Origin of the sequence: Streptomyces sp. NPDC089919 (genome assembly GCF_040684615.1) — a bacterium.
In the GTDB taxonomy this organism is placed as follows: domain Bacteria; phylum Actinomycetota; class Actinomycetes; order Streptomycetales; family Streptomycetaceae; genus Streptomyces.
This window is the reverse complement of the sequence record NZ_JBFBGK010000023.1, coordinates 69,790-86,840: the sequence shown is the minus strand read 5'-3', so window position 1 is coordinate 86,840 and position 17,051 is coordinate 69,790. Positions and strand designations below refer to the sequence as shown.

11 protein-coding genes are annotated in these 17,051 nt (G+C 75.4%); all 11 read right to left on the bottom strand.

The window, feature by feature from the left end:
* Nucleotides 1-43: 43 nt before the first annotated feature.
* The 11 genes from mtnA to AB0O40_RS12965 all read right to left on the bottom strand — a co-directional run bounded on the left by mtnA (nt 44) and on the right by AB0O40_RS12965 (nt 17,025).
* Nucleotides 44-958 carry an S-methyl-5-thioribose-1-phosphate isomerase gene (gene mtnA / locus AB0O40_RS13015; protein ID WP_365039321.1) on the bottom strand — a complete coding sequence of 305 codons (915 nt, stop codon included), beginning with the start codon at nt 956-958 and terminating at the stop codon, nt 44-46.
* Nucleotides 955-2,235, bottom strand: a complete 1,281-nt coding sequence (locus tag AB0O40_RS13010) for an MFS transporter (RefSeq protein WP_365039318.1) — start codon at nt 2,233-2,235, stop codon at nt 955-957. The genes mtnA and AB0O40_RS13010 overlap by 4 nt, the downstream gene beginning before the upstream one ends.
* The gene (locus AB0O40_RS13005; RefSeq protein WP_365039315.1) at nt 2,235-2,552 is read right to left on the bottom strand and encodes a DUF5372 family protein; all 318 of its coding nucleotides are present in this window, start codon (nt 2,550-2,552) and stop codon (nt 2,235-2,237) included. Before AB0O40_RS13005 ends, AB0O40_RS13010 begins: the two co-directional genes overlap by 1 nt.
* Nucleotides 2,549-2,779 carry a ferredoxin gene (locus tag AB0O40_RS13000; RefSeq protein WP_365039314.1) on the bottom strand — a complete coding sequence of 77 codons (231 nt, stop codon included), beginning with the start codon at nt 2,777-2,779 and terminating at the stop codon, nt 2,549-2,551. Before AB0O40_RS13000 ends, AB0O40_RS13005 begins: the two co-directional genes overlap by 4 nt.
* Entirely contained in the window at nt 2,772-4,028 is a 1,257-nt protein-coding gene (locus AB0O40_RS12995; RefSeq protein ID WP_365039311.1) for a cytochrome P450, read from the bottom strand. The genes AB0O40_RS13000 and AB0O40_RS12995 overlap by 8 nt, the downstream gene beginning before the upstream one ends.
* A gap of 26 nt (nt 4,029-4,054) precedes the next feature.
* Complete coding sequence (locus AB0O40_RS12990) at nt 4,055-5,518, bottom strand: aldehyde dehydrogenase family protein (protein WP_365039308.1); 1,464 nt, start codon at nt 5,516-5,518, stop codon at nt 4,055-4,057.
* The gene (locus AB0O40_RS12985; RefSeq protein WP_365039305.1) at nt 5,515-6,912 is read right to left on the bottom strand and encodes a cytochrome P450; all 1,398 of its coding nucleotides are present in this window, start codon (nt 6,910-6,912) and stop codon (nt 5,515-5,517) included. The genes AB0O40_RS12990 and AB0O40_RS12985 overlap by 4 nt, the downstream gene beginning before the upstream one ends.
* Before the next feature lie 90 nt (nt 6,913-7,002).
* The gene (locus AB0O40_RS12980; RefSeq protein WP_365039303.1) at nt 7,003-7,863 is read right to left on the bottom strand and encodes an SDR family NAD(P)-dependent oxidoreductase; all 861 of its coding nucleotides are present in this window, start codon (nt 7,861-7,863) and stop codon (nt 7,003-7,005) included.
* Nucleotides 7,864-8,070: 207 nt separating this feature from the next.
* Nucleotides 8,071-8,493, bottom strand: coding sequence for an ester cyclase (locus tag AB0O40_RS12975; RefSeq protein ID WP_365039300.1), 423 nt, complete (start codon nt 8,491-8,493; stop codon nt 8,071-8,073).
* A gap of 61 nt (nt 8,494-8,554) precedes the next feature.
* Nucleotides 8,555-10,966, bottom strand: coding sequence for a KR domain-containing protein (locus AB0O40_RS12970; RefSeq protein WP_365039297.1), 2,412 nt, complete (start codon nt 10,964-10,966; stop codon nt 8,555-8,557).
* Complete coding sequence (locus AB0O40_RS12965) at nt 10,963-17,025, bottom strand: SDR family oxidoreductase (protein WP_365039294.1); 6,063 nt, start codon at nt 17,023-17,025, stop codon at nt 10,963-10,965. The genes AB0O40_RS12970 and AB0O40_RS12965 overlap by 4 nt, the downstream gene beginning before the upstream one ends.
* Between the last annotated feature and the right edge of the window lie 26 nt (nt 17,026-17,051).

The following is a 17,051-nucleotide window of genomic DNA, read 5'->3' as shown; positions in this document are numbered from 1 at the left end:
GCGCACGGTCGCGTAAGCCGCGGCGGGACTCCCGGCCGTCACGTCACGGCCGGGACCCCTGCGGTGCGGCGGTCCGGTCCCCGGTGGTCGTCTCGTCCCGCATCTCGATCCGCACGCCCGCGCCGTCGGCGGTGGCGAGGTCGAGCGTGGCCGTGGTGGCCGCGACCATGAAGGGGACGTCCGCGTGGGCGCAGGCGAGGGCCACCCCGAGGGTGCCCACCTTGTTGGCCGTGTCGCCGTTGGCCGTGATCCGGTCCGCGCCCACCACGGCCGCGTCGACCAGCCCGCCGACGATCGCGGACGAGGCGGCGCCGTCGACCTGGACCCGGTGCGGGATGCCCTCCTGCGCCAGCTCCCAGGCCGTCAGGCGGGCGCCCTGGAGCAGCGGCCTGGTCTCGTCGACGTAGACGGTCTCCAGCATCCCGCGGCGGTGCAGCTCCCGGACCACGCCCAGGGCCGTGCCCCAGCCGGCGGTGGCCAGCGCCCCGGTGTTGCAGTGCGTCAGCAGCCGCAGCGGGCGGTCCGTCCCGGTCCGGGCCAGCAGCCAGTCGGCGCCGAGGACCCCCATGGCGCGGTTGGCCTCGAGGTCCTCGCGCAGCACGGCGTGGGCCTCCGCCAGGACGGCGTCCAGCCCCTCGGGGAGCCGGGCGGCCACCCGGTCCACGCAGACGGCGAGGTTGACCGCGGTCGGCCGGGCCCCGCGGATGCGCGCCACGGCCGCGGCGAGTTCCGCGTCGTCCCAGCCCTCCCGGCGCGCTTCGAGCAGGGCGAGCGCCACGCCGTACGCGCCGGCCGCGCCGATCGCCGGCGCACCGCGCACGGCGAGCCGCACGACGGCGTCGACGAGGGTGGCGACCTCGCGCACCTCCAGCCGCTCCAACCGGTCCGGCAGGGCGGTCTGGTCGATGAGCGACAGGGCCGTGCCCGTCCACTCGACGGCGCGCAGTTCACGGGTCATCGGGCACTCCTTGCAGCGGGGGAAGCGGAGACGGTTGCGGGCTCGGCCGGCGGGGCCGGGCGGCGGGCGCCGCGGACGGCCACCGTGCTGGCGGCCACGCTGACCGCCGCGAGCACGGCGAAGAAGATCCAGATGGCCCGGTCGCCGAAGGCCTCGTGCAGCCGCAGTCCGCTGAGCGGCGCGATCATCCAGGCGAGCAGCTGGCTGCTGGTGTACCCGCCCATGTAGACCCCGTGCATGGCGGGCGGGGCCAGCCGCGCGATGGTGGCCTGCATGGTGGGCACCCACAGCATCTCGCCGAAGGCGAAGACCACGATCACCGCGAGCACCGCGGCGAGGTGGGTGGTGGCCAGCAGGATCAGGAACGGCGGGCCCATCAGCAGGACCCCGACGCTGAGCACGACGCCGGGGTGCCAGCCGCTCGTCCAGCGCGTGAGGCGGATCTGGAGGGCCAGCACCAGGACCGGGTTGACCGCGTAGAGCAGGCCCCAGGTGGCGGGAGCCAGGCCGAAGGAGCTGACCGCCACGACGGGCAGCACCGTCTCGAAGGACATGTAGACCATGAAGCCGACGAGGGTGGCGAGCAGGAGCAGCAGGAAGGGCCGGTCGGCGCCGACGGCCTTCAGGGTCGGCCCCAGGCCGGCGCCGCGTTCGCCGCCGCCGCCGTGGTGGGCGGGCAGCAGGACGACGGCCAGCCGGCAGGTGAGGGCGCCCAGCACCGCGATGCCGACGAGGAAGGCGGTCCAGCCGCCCGCCAGCAGCAGCCCGGCGGCCAGCGGTGGGCCGACCACGACGCCCAGGTTGTTGGCCGTGCGCAGGCTGGCGTACGCCTGGTCGCGCCGCTCGGGCGGCATCACGTCGGCCACCAGGGCGTTGATGGCGGAGCGGCCGGGCGCCCAGACGACCCCGGCCAGCACGACCAGGGCCACGCCCCAGGGCACGTGCCGTCCGACGAGCCCGAGGCAGAGGATGAGCGCGGACTGCAGGCCGGTGCTGGCGACGAGGATCCGGCGCCGCCCCCACCGGTCGGAGAGGTGCCCGCCCACCCAGGCGGCCGGCGGGGTGAGCACGGCGCTGAGGAGGAAGATCAGGCCGGTCTCGCCCGCGGTGGCGTGCAGCGACTCGATGGCCCAGACGCCGACGTACGACCAGAAGGTCGCGAAGGAGGCGCCGCTGAGCAGGCTGACCAGGGCCGCCCGGCCCAGGACCGGCTCCCATTCCGCTCCCAGCAGCAGTCGGCCGCAGCCCCGGGCGAGCCCGGCGAGCCTGGTCTTCATCAGGTGAACTCCATCGTGCGAGGGGGGTGTTCCGCGGGGCCGTCGAGGCCCACGCGGCGGCCGACCGCGGCCGCCACCGAGCTGCGCAGCCGGCCCAGGGCCCGCTCGGACACCCGGAAGGGCGGTGCCGGGTGGTGGTCGTCGGTCCAGGACCGCAGCACGGTCACCGGGCGCCCGTCCGGGCCGTCGCAGATCAGGGCCTCGGCCAGGCCCCGCCCGTGCACGGCCCGGACGTGCAGGCGCCGGCCGCGCAACGGGTGCGAGGGGTGGGTGACGGTGATCGGCTGACCCGGTCCGGCCGGGCGGTCCCCGGTCATTCGGGCGGGGCCAGTTGGCTTCCCGTCCCGGCCTCGTGGACGAACACCGCCTCCATCGGACAGGTCTCCGCCGCCTCCAGGACCCGGTCGTCCGGGGCCGTCAGGGGGTGCAGCGCCTCGGCCCGTCCGCCGCGCAGGGCGAAGTGGCCGGGGGCGACGGAGACGCACACCCCCGAGCCCTGGCAGTACGACCGCTGGACGGACAACTCCCACTGCTGCTCAGCCATCAAGGGCCTCCCCCGCGCCGCCCGGCCGCCGGGCTCCGGTGCGGATCTCCCGGAAGGACACCCGCATCCGCTCGGGGCCGCGGACCGCGACGTGCGGCCGGTAGCTGAGGGCGCCGGTGTCGAGGACGGGGTCGGCGAACGCCCGGGCGAAGGCGTTGAGGGCGATGGCGCCCTCCATCCGGGCCAGCACCGAGCCGAGGCAGAAGTGCGGGCCGGCGGCGAAGCCGAGGTGGCCCGGGTCGCCGCGGGTGATGTCGAAGGTGTCGGGGTCCCGGTGCTCCTCGGGGTCACGGTTCGCGGCGCCGAGGAGGACCAGCAGGGGCGTGCCCGCCGCGACCTCGACGTCCCCGACGGTGAGGGGTTCGCGCGCGATACGGGTGATCATCTGGGCCGGGGCGTCGTACCGCAGCACCTCTTCCACCGCCGCGCCGGCCAGTTCGGGCCGCTGCCGCAGCAGTTCGAGCTGGTCGGGGTGGCGCAGCAGGCTGAGGACGCCGTTGAGGATGAGGTTGGCGGTGGTCTCGTGGCCCGCGACCAGCAGCAGGATGCACATGATGATCAGCTCGGTCTCGGTGAGCTGGTCCCCGCTCTCCTCGGCCGCGATCAGCTCGGAGAGCACGTCTGCGCGGGGCGCCGGGTCGTTCCGGCGCTCGGCGATCAGGCGGGAGAAGTAGCCGACGAAGCCGGCGCGGGCCTCCTCGACCTCCGCCTCCACGCCGGTGGTCAGCTGCCCCGGGACCAGCTGCGGGTCCACGGTGTACGCGATGGAGCGGGCCCAGCGCTCGAAGACCGGGTGGTCCTCGCGGGGCACGCCCAGCATCTCGCAGATCACCCGGACCGGCAGCGGGTAGGCGAAGGCGGACACCAGGTCCGTGCTGTCGCCCCCGGCGGCGATCTCCTGGAGCAGTTCCTCGACGATCTCCTCGACGCGGGGCCGCCACTGCTCGATGACCCGGGGCTTGAAGGCCCGGCCGGCGAGCCGGCGCAGCCGCGTGTGGTCGGGGGCGTCCAGGTTCATCAGGTTGGGCATCTGCGGCACCTTGGTGATGCCCGCGCCGCGCCGGTCGCTGCTCACCTTGGGGTTGCGCAGCACGGACTCGCAGTCGGCGCGGCGGCCGACGACGAGGATCCCGCTGGCGGGGTCGGTGTAGGGCGAGGCCTCCCGCAGGGCCCGCAGGACCTCGTACGGATCGGGCCGTACGGCCGGGTCCGAGAGCCGGGCCAGGTCGGGTGACAGGGATGTGGTCACGTTGTCCGTTCTTCCGTGAGGGGGTGTCAGCGCCGGCCGTGGACGGCGCGCATCATCCGGACCAGGGCGCGCATCGTCCCGGGCGTGCGGCTGAAGCTGGTGGGCCGCAGCGGCGGGCGGAACAGCTGGCTGGTGACGGCCTGGGTCCGGGTGAACTCCCGCAGTCCGTCGGCCCCGTGGACCCGGCCGAAGCCGGAGTCCCCGACGCCGCCGAAGGGCAGGGCGGGGATGCCGGCGAAGGCGATGACGGCGTTGACCGACACCATCCCGGCGCGCAGCCGCCCGGCGACGCTCCGGCCGGCGGCCCGGTCGCGGGTGAACACCGAGGCGCCCAACCCGTAGGACCCGGCGTTGACCAGCTCGACCGCCTCCTCGACGGAGCCGACGGTGTTCACCACGAGCACCGGGCCGAACGTCTCCTGGGTGAGCGCGGTGCTGTCCTCGGGCACGTCGGCCAGCACGACCGGGGCGACGTACGGGGGCGCGAAGGAGTGCTCGCCGCCGAGCAGGGCGCGGGCGCCGCGCGCCAGGGCGTCCCGGACGTGGCCCCGGATCACCTCGACCTGGCGGGGCAGCACGATCGGGCCGAGGTCGGCGTCGGGCCGGTCCCCGGTCCGCAGCGCCGCGGCCTTCGCGGTGACCAGCTCGAGGAAGCGCTCGGCCGCCTCCCGGACGACGTAGACGCGCTCCAGGCCCACGCAGGTCTGCCCGGCGTTGGACATGGCCGCCCAGACCGCCGCGTCGGCCGCCGCCTCGAGGTCGGCGTCGGCGGCGACCACCATGGCGTCCTTGCCGCCGCCCTCGATCACCACGGGCGTCAGGGTCTCGGCGCAGGCGGCCATGACCTTGCGGCCGGTGGCGCTGGAGCCGGTGAAGGAGATCTTGTCGACCCCGGAGCGGCACAGCTCGGCGCCGGTGTCGCCGTCGCCGGCCACGACCTGGAGCAGGTCCTGGCCGGGCGCTGCCTCGGCCAGGGTGGCCGCGAGCCAGCGGCCGGTGGCCGGGGTCAGTTCGCTCGGCTTCAGGACGACGGTGTTGCCGCCGGCGAGGGCGGCGGAGACCGGGCCGATGGGGATGAACGCCGGGTAGTTCCAGGGCCCGATGACGCCGATCACGCCCAGCGGCCGGTAGGCGAGGGTCGCGGACTGGTTGACCATCAGCATCCCGGCGGGGACGCGGCGGCGGCGCAGCACGCGTGCGGCGTGGGCGGCGGCCCAGCGCAGGTGGTCGGCGACCAGGACCACCTCCAGGCGCGCGTCGTCGGGGGTCTTCCCGGTCTCCCGGCCGATGAGGTCGGCCAGTTCGTCCGCCCGGCGCAGGATCAGCACCCGCCAGGCGTCCAGGACCCGCTTGCGTCCCGCGAAGCCCAGCGCCTCCCAGGCGGGCTGGGCCCGGCGGGCGGCGGCGACGGCCCCGGCGACCGCGGCCGCGCCGGGCCGGCCGGTGCCGGCGTCGGCGTCGGTGGGTGCGGGGGCGGCGCCCGGGCTCATCGGCGGGCCCCCCGGTCGCGGGAGACGGGCTGGACCAGGACCCGGGAGCGGGGGCGCAGCGAGATCGCCGTGTCGCCGTACCGCAGGAACTCGCCCGGCACCAGGCTGAGCTTGAAGCGCTGGTGGATCATCGCGACGATCATCCGCAGCTCCAGCAGGGCCATGAAGTTGCCCACGCACATCCGGGCGCCGGCGCCGAAGGGGAAGTAGGCCATGCGGTGGCGGCCCTTGGACCGCTCGGGGTCGAACCGGGCCGGGTCGAAGGCCTCGGGGTTCTCCCAGTGCCGCGGGTTGCGGTGCGAGACGAACGGCGAGAGCAGGACGGAGGAGCCGGCCGGGATGTGGAAGCCGGCCAGTTCGTCGTCGGCGACCGCGTCCCGCGGGTAGATCCAGATCGGCGGGTACAGCCGCAGGCTCTCGTCCACGACCTGCTGGGTCCACGGCAGTCGCTCGACGTCCGCGGCGGTGGGGACCGCGCCGGCCAGCACGCGCTCCAGTTCCTCGTCCATCCGCTCGCCGACGGCCGGGTGCTGGGCCAGGGAGACCAGGGTCCACAGCAGCGCGACGGCGGTGGTCTCGTGGCCGGCGAGGTAGATGGTCAGCATCTCGTCGCGGATCTCCTCGTCGGTCCACCGCTGCCCGGTGACCGGGTCGGTGGCGGCCTCGATGAGCTCCATGAGCGGGCCCTCGCCGGTGCGGGCGTGGTTCTCGCGGATGTCGGTGACCAGCCGGGTGAAGATCCGGCGGTCCCGGGCGATGGTCCGGTTGCGGCGGGTGGGCAGCCAGGACGGGGCCATCTCGCCGACCGACCCGTGCTTGAACATCACCTCGATGACGTTGTTGACCACGTCCTTGAGGACCGGGGTCGCGGGCCGGATGTCGTAGCCGAAGAGGGAGCGGCTGAGGGTCACCAGCGTCAGCCGCAGGGTCTCGGTGACCAGGTCGACCGGTTCGCCGCGGCGTGCCCGCACCTCCCAGTCGTCCAGCATCTCGGTGGTGGCGCGGACGATGATGGGCTCGATCGAGGCCACGGCCTTGCGCAGGAACACCGGCTGGACGGCCCGCCGGTGGGCCTTCCAGGCGTCGCCGTCGGTGGTCAGCAGGCCGTCGCCCATCACCGTGCGGAACTGCTCGTAGAGCACGCCGCGCGTGTAGTTGGAGGAGTTGTCCTTGAGCACCCGGGCCACCGCGTCGGGCTCGGAGACCAGGTGGACCGTGTACGGGCCGAGGCGCAGCCGGGAGACCTCGCCGTGGTCGCGCTGGGCGCGCAGCAGGAACTCCGCGGTGTCGCCCTTCCACTGGGGCAGGTTGCCGAGCACCGGGATGCCCCGGGGGCCGGGGGCGGTCCGCCCGCGCACCGGCGCGGGCCGTACTGCCGTCTGGGTCGTCGTCATCGTCGCGTCACCTCGTTGGATGGGCCGGGGGCCGGCCGTTCGCCTGGTCCGCCCGCGGCGCCGGGCGGGGAGTGCTGTGGGGCCCGCGGATCACGGGACGGGGAACTGGCGCTTCACGAAGGCGCCGTCGAAGACCCGGTCGGGGGCCAGCCGGCGCAGCGCGATGGTGCTGGCCGCCAGGAGGCCCACCGGGTAGCGGGTCCTGGGCCGGCGGGCCCGCACCGCCCGGCCGATGGCCTCGGCGACCTGCTCGGCGGTGATGGTGAAGGTGCCGGCCAGCGTCCGGCGGGTGCCGTTGTAGATCGCGTCGTAGTAGGCGGCCGTCCGCTCGTGGAAGGTGCGGTACGGGGAGTTCTCGCGGGTGGCGGCGGGGGGCAGGTGGTCCATGAAGGTCTGCCCCCACGGCGTGTGCACCGGGCCGGGCTCGACCAGGACCACCCGGATCCCGAAGCCGGCGACCTCCAGCCGCAGCGCGTCGCTCAGCGCCTCGACCGCGTGCTTGCTGGCGTGGTAGAAGCCGCCGCCGGGGACGGCGTACTTGCCGAAGATGGAGGAGACGTTGACGACCGTGCCGCGGCCGGCCTCGCGCATCCCGGGCAGCACCCGCTGGGTGAGGGCGACCAGGCCGAAGACGTTGGTCTCGAACTGCTCCCGGACCCGGTCGAGGGCGGTCTCCTCGAAGGTGCCGGACAGGCCGTACCCGGCGTTGTTGACCAGCACGTCCACCGAGCCGTGGCCCTCCTCGACGGCGGTGACGGCGGCGTCCACGGACTCGGGGTCGGTGACGTCGAGCGCGAGGGTGCGCAGGCCCAGGGCGGCGAGCTCCGCAAGGGTCTCGGGCTTGCGGGCGGTGGCGAAGACGGTGTACCCGGCGGCGTGCAGCCGGAGCGCGGTGGCGCGTCCGATGCCCGACGAGCAACCGGTGACGAGAGCGGTCTGCGGCTGCGGCATCGCGCCTGCCTCCTCATGTCCGTGGTGGGCCGCGGCCCGTGGGGGCGCGGCTGGGATCGCTGCGGTGGGGTGGGGCCGGCCGGCCCGGGGCGCACCGGACGGGGTGCGGGGCGGACAGCCGGGGACACCGGGCATCGACGAAGAGCAGGTGTCCCCGGCGGTCCCGTCGGGGTGCTGCCGCGGCCCGTGCGGGCCGCGGCTCCTGGGTCAGCCCAGGGCGCCGAGCTGCTGGGCGAGCTCCATGCCGTCCATCGAGAACCAGGACTCGACGATCTTGCCGTCGACGAAGTGGTCGATGACGATGCCGGAGATCTCGAAGGAGCGGCCGCTGGCGGGGATGCCGTAGTACTCGGCGCCCGAGTGGCTGCCGCGCGCGGTGAAGCGCTGGACGATCTTGTCGCCCTGCTCGATCCAGTCCTCGACGACCACGTGGAGGTCGGGGAAGGACTCGCGCTGGATCCGCACCCACTCGCGCAGGTGCTCGACGCCGTCGAAGCCGTCGGCGCGGGTGCCGTGGCTGATGTGGTCCGGGATCGCCTTCTCGTAGACGGCGTCCAGGTTGCCCTTGTTGAGGCACTCCTCGTAGTAGTGCTCCAGGACCCGGCGGTTGTGGCTGGTGGTCTCGGTCATGTCGGTGCTCCTCGGTCGGTGGTCGGAAGGGGATGGCCGGGCCGGCGGACCGGCCCGGGGGTCAGATGCGGTTCGCCGCCAGCCCGTGGAAGCGGGCGACGAACTCACCGGTACGGGCGTCGGTGACGCGCCAGACGCCGAGCGCGGGGTCGCCGGCGAGCCGGACGCGCGCCCGGGCGGCCCCGTTCAGGGCCAGCCGGCGGACGATCAGGGGGTCGGGGGTGACCGAGAGCCCCGGGGCGCACTCGGTCACGACGCGGACGACGTTCTCGACCGCGGCCACCGGCACCGCGCACTCCGGCGGCCGGGGCACCGCCCACAGGTCGTGCGGGTGGCAGTAGCCGGCTTCGGCGCCGAGGCCGTGCACGCCCTCGGGCTCCCAGCCGGCCAGCGGGACCACCAGGCCCCGCCAGCGCAGCACCGGGGTGTCGGTGAGCAGGGTCACCGGCGCCCCGGGCCGGCCCGGCAGGGCCACCGGCAGCTCCGCCTCCGGCGCCCCGGTCCCGTAGACCAGGCGCAGCGCGGCGGCCGGCGCCGGGTCCGCGGGGTCGTCCGGCCCGCCGGTGACGGGGCGGAAGGTGACCCGGACCGCCCAGCGGCCGTCCGCCAGCGGGTCGGCCGTGACGTCGCGCCGCAGCCGCAGCGGGCCGTCTGCCGGGCAGCCGAGCAGCGACCAGGGCACGGACAGGTCCTCCACGGTCGGCAGGCCCTGCTCCGGCAGGTCGGCCGGGACCACCCACTCGGCGCCGCGCACGGCGCTCTCCAGCAGGAGCGACACCGGGAGTGCCGGCCGGCCGCCCACCGTGAAGTCGCCGACCGCGGGGCTGGTCGCCGGGTCGAACTCCACCACGCTGCAGAGCCGTTCGTGGGCGGCGTACACCTCGGGCGAGCCCAGGTGGAAGACCTTGGGCCAGGTCTCCCGGTAGCCGGGGAGCGAGGGCGTCAGCGGGTAGCCGAGCGCCTGGACCGGGTCGAGCGCGCTGCCGAGCGGGCCGACGAAGCTCACCTCGCCGCGGCTGCCGGCGAGCAGTTCGGCGTGCCAGTGCGCCAGGCCCTCGTCGACGTCCATGGCGGCCATGTAGCGCAGGCTGGCCTCGAAGTTGGCGATCAGGCCGAGCTTGGCCCAGGTCGGCCAGGCCAGGGTCATCACGGGGAAGGACACCTGGCGGCCGGCCCACAGGCCGAGCCGGGCCAGGCACTCGTTGGCGGCGGCGTAGTCGAACTGGCCGACCATGCCGCCGAGCCGCCCGGTCAGCGAGCCGACCGTGCACAGCACCTTCAGGTCCCGGTCCCGCACCGCCCGGAAGACGTGCAGGAAGGCGTCGACCTTGGTGGACACCACGTCGGTGATGTCCGCGTCGGACTTGTTGGGCAGCCGGGTCGGGCGGTCCACGCCCGCGTTGTGCACCACGGCCGTCAGCTCCGGCAGCGCCTCGACCAGGGCCTCGACCTGCCCGGCGTCGGTGAAGTCGCAGGCCCGGTACTCCAGTCGCAGCCCCGCCGCACGCGCCGAGCGGAGGTTGTCCACCAGCTCCCAGGCGCTTTCGGCCCGGGCGATGTCCTGCCGGATCTGTGCGACCCGGCGGCCGTCCCGGTGGCCGGCCCACAGCTCGGCGCGGCGCCGGGCCAGCCCGACCGCGGTGTACTGGTCCCAGGTGTCCTCCGGCGGGGCGGCGGCCCGGCCGGTGACCACGGCGCGCAGGCCGTGCGTGGCGCACAGCCGCCGGGCCAGGGCCATGCCGATGCCCCGGCCGCCGCCGCTGATCAGGACCGTGTCGGCGGCCGTCCACCGCACCTCCGGGGCGCCCGGCGGCACCTGGTCGGCGGCCAGGGTCCAGCGGCCCCCGTCCCGGTGGCCGATCTCGGTCAGCCCCGGGCGCACCAGCTCCGCGGCGACCAGGCCGGGCAGGACCTCCTGGTCGTCCAGGGAGACGTCCAGCGCCCGGGCGTGGCAGGTCGGCAGCTCGCGGTGCAGGGTCTTGGCCAGCCCCGCCCACAGGCCGCCCAGCGGCTGCGCGAGGTCGTCGCCGGCGTGGTAGCCCATGCCGCCGCCGTGGTAGGTCACGGCCAGGTAGGTCAGCCGGTCGCAGGCCTTCTCCGTGCTCCAGGCGGCGTAGCAGGCGCGCAGGGCCGCGAAGGTCCGCAGCAGTGCGGCCCGCCACTGGCCGGCCGCGCCGGGCGCCAGCGGCTCGGCCAGCGTCAGGTCGACCAGGGTGTCGGCGGCCGCGGCGCCGGAGGGCCCGTCGGCATCCGCCAACTCGGCTCCGTGCGCCAGCAGTTCGGCGCGGACCCGGTCGGCGAGGGCCGGCGTGCCGTTGAGGACCAGCACCCGGCGGCCCGCGAGGGACTGCCGGGGCGCGCCGGCCGGGGCGGCCGTGAGCCGCCACAGCATCCGGCGCACCGGACGGGTGCTGGGGTCCTCGGACGGCAGGGCCGGGTGCGCCTCGGGCGCGGTGAGGGCGGGGGCGCTCATGCGGACACCGCCTGACGGCCGGCGGCGGCCGGCGCGGGCGGGTGCACCACGCCGGTGGCCGGGTCGAGGTGGCCGATCACCGTGGCGTCCAGGTCCTTCATCTGGGCCACCACCCGTCCGCCGGGGGTGACGGCGACGAAGCGGTTGCCCTCCCGGCGCTCCCCGGTGAAGCCGGGGTTGGTGACGTAGAGCTCCAGGTGCCCGTGCTCCTCGGCCAGTTCCCGGTCGTTCGCGCTCTGGTACAGGTCGATGCGGCGGATCGAGAGCGGTGCGGCGACCGGCACCAGGCCGTCGACCGGGGCCAGGACCCCGGTGCGCGCCAGGGCGTCGAGCAGCACGGCCGGCATGGTGAACTCGCCCCAGGGGCCGGCCCCGTCCAGCCGCGGACGGTAGCGCGACCGGGCGCCCATCGGGTGGCTCCGGGTCGCCTCGGTGGCGCGGAAGGCGCCGCCGAGCAGCACCGGCGCCGCGGGCTCGTGGTACGGGTCGGTCACCGGGTGCTCGCCCTCCGGAGCCCAGTGCTCCCAGCGGGGTGCGGCCGGGAAGGCCTGGCTGACCAGTACGCGGGCGGTGAAGTGCGGCTTGTCGGAGACCAGCAGCACCCCCGAGGGGGAGACCACGTCGTGGGTGATGGAGACCTCGACGGCGGTGAGGTCGCCCAGCCGCTCCGCGAGGGTGGCGGTGATCTTCTTGGGCCCCTGTGCGACCCCGGCGCGGACCTGGAGGAAGTGCAGGAACCGCACGTCCTCGAAGGCCACCACGCAGCCGCCGGGGACCAGTTCGAGGGCCGCCTCGGCGGCGATCTCGGTGACGAAGGTGCCGGGCAGCGTGGGGACGCCCCGGACCAGGTGGCCGTGCAGGTAGCCGTCCGTCTCCAGGTCGAAGGGGCACTCGAAGCGGATCGTGTCCGCGGGGGCGCCGGCCGGTGCCTCGACGGCCCGGCGCAGGTAGAACCGGCCCCGGCCGGACCGGGGTGCGGCGGCCGCGGGGACCCCCGCCACGGGGGCGGGGCCGGTCGCGGCGGCGGCCGGGGCGCTCAGGAAGCCCGGGTAGAAGGACTCCACCGTGGCCTTCTCGGCTTCGCCGAGGTGCACCATGGAGGGCACCCGACGGCCGGTGGCGAGCTCGGCCAGGAAGTGCCGCACGCCCTCGGCGACCGGCATGTGGGTGTAGGAGCCGGCCCGCTTGAAGTACTCGCGGGTGAGTTCGTTCGCCCCCATGCCCACCTCGTCCCAGAGGGTCCAGCCGATGACGAACTCCTCGCTGCCGCCGCCCCGGGAGGCCCAGCCGGCGGACGTGGCCAGGTAGTCGTTGCCGGAGGCGTAGTCGGCCTCGCCGCGCTGCCCGAAGTACCCGAGCAGGGAGCCGAAGTCGCACCACAGGCGCGGCGGCCGGCCGGCGAGGGCCCGGTGCAGGTTGCGGTGCGCGGCCACCTTGAGGTCGCGGATCCGGCGGAACTCGCCGAAGTCCTTGTCCCGGATGAGCGCCGAGCGGTTCAGCCCCGGGGCGTTGACGAGCAGGTCGATCCGGCCGTGCTCGGCGTGGACGGTGTCCAGTGCGGCGGCCACCGACGCCTCGTCGCGGGCGTCGCAGGTCAGGTAGGTGACCCGGCCCGCACCGCTGTGGCGGGCCATCCGCTCCAGGTTGCGCCGGGCGGCGCGTGCGTCGGTCAGCCGGTCGAAGCCCCGGCTGATCTCGGCGACGGTCCGGCCGCCCTGCTTGAGGCCGGCGGTGATGTACGCGGAGCGGGTGGCCGCGAACTCCTCGTCGGTGCCTTCGAAGGTCGCGGCCGGGTAGCTGTCGATCGGATTGCTGCCGAGGGCGTAGATCCGGCTCCCGTGCCGCTCGGCCACGGCGGTGAGCAGTTCCGCGGTGATGCCCCGGGCACCGCCGAGGGCGACGACGACGGAGTCCCGGTCCAGCGGCGGGACCGGCGCGGGGTCCGCCGCGGCGGCCTCCTGCCGTACCAGCGCGGGGACCAGCCGGCGGGTGCCGTCGTGGTGGACGACGGGGAAGGTGCGCGCGCACGCCCGCTCGGTGGCGATGAGCCCGGCCGCCCGGTCCGCCCCGCCGGCCGCGACGAGGGCGAAGACCTGGGCGTCGGCCAGTTCGAGGCTGACGCACTTGGCGAGTCCGGTGAACAGGCCCGCGAGCGGGTGGGTGACGCCCTCGGGGGCCGCGCCGAGGAGGGCGAAGACCACGGAGGACCCGGCGTCGCCGAGGTCCGCGTAGCACTGCTGGACGACGAGGAAGGCCAGGTCGTGCAGGGCGGTGAGGGCGGTGTGGTCGCCGGTGAGGGCCGACTCCGGCGGGGCGGCTGCGGTCAGGTCGGTGGCGACCAGCACGTGCCGGACCGGACCGGGCAGCGCCTTCAGCGCCTCGGCCACCGCCTCCGGGGTGTTGGCGACGTGCCGCGCCCCCGTACCGGCGGACCCGGTGGTGCTGAGCACCGTGCAGCCCGCGGCGGTGCCCGCCAGCCGGGCGGCCAGCTCGGGCCGGTCGGTGAGGATGACCGCGCCGTCCGGGACGGCCGCGGGCAGCGGGCCGCGCGGCTCGGCCGGTTCCGGCCGCAGGGCCGACTCGTAGCGCTCGACCAGGTCGGCCGGGGCGGGCCGGTCCTGCGACCGGTCCTCGGACCGGTCCGCGGGTGCGGCGGGCCGGGCGGCCGCCCCGGGGCCGCTGACGAGCAGCCGGGTGACCATGTCGTGGCCGTTCTCGCGGCATCCGATCTCGGTGCTGCCGGCGGGCTCGCGCAGGGACCGCAGGATCTCCACGGCGCCCGAGGCGCCGAGGTAGCGCCCGTAGGTGCCCTGCGAACCGCAGTCCACGGTGGCCGCCGGGGCGGCGGCGGCCGCGGCCCGCGTGTCGACCTCGTCGACGTAGCCGAGCACCGTCAGGCCGGCGGCGCGGGCCGCCCGCTCGGTGGTGAGGCCGAAGAGGAAGGCGCCCTCCGCGAGGTCCACCCGCTGCTCGAAGACCTCGCCGAGCAGGTCCCGGTACTCGGGCAGGCTGTTGCCGTTGATGCCGCCGGCCAGGACGAAGTCCAGCTCGCCGCTGTGCAGGTAGCGGGCGGCGGTGGCGAAGGCCGACAGGGTGGAGGCCAGCCCCGCGTCCAGGGTGATGTTGGGGCCGTTGAGGTCGAAGTAGTTGGCCACCCGGGCGGAGATGACGTTCGGCATCATGCCCGGGAAGGAGTCCTCGTTCGAGGCCGGCACCATCGAGCGGACCCGCTCGCGCAGGCCGTCGAGGAGCGGGGTGAGACCGCTCTCACCGGCGAGTTCGGCGTCCTCCCGCAGGCCCCGCTCGATGTCGTCGAGGTAGCAGCGGTTGGCGTAGAGCATGGCGGCCCGGGTCGGGCCCATGTGCCCGATCACCACACCGGTGCGCTCGGCGTGCTCCTGCCAGAACTCCGGCAGCTGGTCGCGCAGGTCGTGCGCGCAGGCCAGGATCATCAACTGACAGCGGTCGATGGTGCGTACCGTCGCGGGAGGCATCCGAACCTGCTGGAACGGCGGCGTCGGGTACTTCTCGCCGAAGCTGTCGGCCACCTCGCGGGAGCCGGTCAGCCAGTCGAGCACCTGCTCCCGGTCCTCGACGCCGGGCAGCTTCGCCGACCAGCCGACCACGGCGATCCGCTCGGTGTCGCGGCGGGCGGGCACCGGCGCGCCCTCGGCGGCGCCGGTCTCCTCCGTGAGGATCAGGTGGGCGTTGGTGCCGCCGAAGCCGAAGCCCGAGATGGCGGCCGTCCGGGGCCGGCCGGGGACGGCCGGCCAGGGCCGGGGCGCGCTGGAGATCTCCAGGCGGCAGCCGTCCAGCCCGAAGGAGGCGGGAGCGGAGGAGTAGCGGTACTGGCCCGGGATGGTCTCCTCCCGCATGCCGAGGATCGACTCGATCAGGGAGACCACACCCGCGGCCCAGCCGGTGTGCCCGATCAGCGACTTGTTGGAGGTGACGGCGGCGGCCCGGTCGCGGCCGTAGTACTCGCGCAGGGTGGTGAACTCCGCGAGGTCGCCGGCCGGGGTGCCGGTGGCGTGGGCGTTGACCCAGTCGACGTCCGCGCCGCCGATGCCGCCCGCCGCCAGGGCCCGGCGCACGGCCAGGGACTGGCCGGTGGAGCTCGGGGCGTAGATGGCCTTGCCCTTGCCGTCGGAGGAGGAGCCGAAGGCCTTGAGCACGCCGAGCACCCGGTCGCCGTCGGCCCTGGCCCGGTCGAGCCGCTTGAGCACGACCACGCCCGCGCCGTCGGCGAAGATCACGCCGTCGGCCTCGGCGTCCAGCGCGTGCACCGCGCCCCGCTCGGAGAGGCCCTTGAGCTTGGAGAAGAGGACGGTGCCGCGCGGCGCCAGGGCGAAGGCGCCGCCGCAGACCGCGATGTCCTGCTTGCCCATCAGCAGGCCCTTGATGCCGATGTCGATGGCGTACAGCGACGAGGAGCAGGCGGTGTCGACCATCTGCATCTGGGTGTCGTCGGGCAGGACCCCGGCCATGGCCTGGCGGCCCACCTGGTGGGGCAGGAAGCGCGGGGTGGTGGTGGCGCCGCGGTGGTAGCGGCCCGACAGCACCTTGTCGACCCGGCCGAGCAGCCCGGCGCGCGCAGCGGCCGGGACGTCCAGCCCGTCGGCGACCTCGGAGGTGAGGTGCCGGGCGGCGGCCAGCACGCCGGCCTCTTCGAGGTGCTGGCTGCCGTCGGCGGTGTAGCCGACGTGGAAGGAGAACCGGTCGCGTTCGCCGTACCGGACCCCGTCCAGCGCCTGCACCAGGGAGTGCCGCAGCCACAGGGTGGTCAGCTCGGTGTCGTCGGGGTGCCCGGACAGGCCCTCGAGCGCGGCCCGCTCGGGGTGGAAGTCCGTGATGAACACGCAGGTGTCCTGGTACGACTTGTCCTCGTCGGCGCGCTCCCGGGAGGAGAAGTTGGACCGCTCCCAGCGGTCCTCGGGCACCTCGATGAAGAGTTCGCCGCCGGTGGTGCGCAGCTGCCAGAACTCCTCCGGGCTGCTGGCCCCGCTGACGGCCAGGCCCATGCCGACCACGGCGATGTCGTGGTCCTCGTACCCGGCGTACGGGTCCTGCGGCGCGGCCGGGGCCGGCTGCGGCTCCTCGGCGCGCGGGGCGGGGGCCACCGGGGCGGCGGCGGGTACGGCGACCTGCCGCGGCACGTCCGGGCGCCCGGCGGCCGGCACCGGCTCGGGCTGCGGCACGGGGGCCGGCGCCGGGGCGGGGACCTCCTCCTGGACGGGGGCCTCCTCCTGGACGGGGGCCTGCTGCCGGCCGGCCTCGCCCGCCGGCGGGGACAGCAGCGGCGCGCCGAGGGTGAGGCCGCCGTCCGCGAGGAGCACCTGCCCGGTGATCCAGCGCGAGCGGTCCGAGGCGAGGAAGGCCACGACCTCCGCGAACTCCTCCGCCGTGCCGAGCCGGCCCAGCGGCGTGGCGGCGGCGATCGCCGCCTGCATGGCCCCGGCGTCGGGGAAGGCGTCCGCGACCGCGCTGGTGAGCATCGCCGCGGAGGCGGTGTTGACCCGGATGCCCAGCGGCGCGAGCTCGACCGCGAGGTAGCGGGCGGCGGCCTCGACGGCCGCCTTCGCCGGGGCGCAGGCCAGGTAGTTGGCCATCACCATCTGGGACCCGCCGAGGGCGGAGACGTTGACGATGGAGCCGCCACCGGTCCGCGCCATCAGCGGCGCGGCGGCGCGGGCGCAGCGCAGGCCGCCCTTGAGGTTGGTGTCCCAGGCCTTGTCGAGCAGTTCGTCGGTGACCTCGGGGCCCGGCACCAGGGCGCCGTCGGCCGCGTTGTTGACGAGCACGTCGAGCCGGCCGAAGCGGCTCTCGATCTCCGCGAACATCCGCGTGACCTGCTCGGGCCGGGCCACCGAGGCGCGCAGCAGGTCGGCCTTCAGACCCCGGTCGCGGAGCTCGCCGAGGGTCTGCTTGGCCTGCTCGTGGGAGTGGAAGTAGTTGATCAGTACGTGTGCGCCGCGTTCGGCCAGCGTGGTGGCGATGGCCTTGCCCACGTTCTTGGCGCCGCCCGTGACGAGCGCGGTCCTGCCGGTCAGGTCTGTCATCGGTCTCATTCCTCGCAGATGCGCCG